Origin of the sequence: Mesorhizobium sp. M8A.F.Ca.ET.207.01.1.1 (assembly GCF_004794715.1) — a bacterium.
Taxonomy (GTDB): Bacteria; Pseudomonadota; Alphaproteobacteria; order Rhizobiales; family Rhizobiaceae; genus Mesorhizobium.
On sequence record NZ_SRUS01000490.1, the window covers coordinates 1 to 299 of the forward strand.

Annotated in this window: 1 protein-coding gene; it reads left to right on the plus strand. The window is 66.6% G+C overall.

All coding sequences use genetic code 11. The features are described 5' to 3' along the window. Positions 1-111: 111 nt before the first annotated feature. On the plus strand, positions 112-299 hold a 188-nt coding region (locus EN850_RS35510), incomplete at its 3' end, for a flagellar biosynthetic protein FliQ (RefSeq protein ID WP_136093067.1).

Here is a 299-nt window from a genome sequence, read left to right on the forward strand (position 1 = left end):
CTCGCCAGCAGCGGCCTGATCGCGGTGCTCAAGGACGGCACCGAGGTTCCAGTCGGCGCGGGCGTGTCGATCAAGCCGGCCGCCTAGCCGGTTTTCGTAAGCGGTCCGCCCATGAACGAGGCCGACGCCCTCGATATCGTGCAATACGCGGTGTGGACGGTGCTCACCGCCTCCGCGCCGGTGGTGCTTGTGGCCATGGCGGTCGGCATCGGCATCGCGCTCATCCAGGCGCTGACCCAGATCCAGGAAATCACGCTCACCTTCGTGCCCAAGATCGTCGCCATCATGCTCGTCGTGGC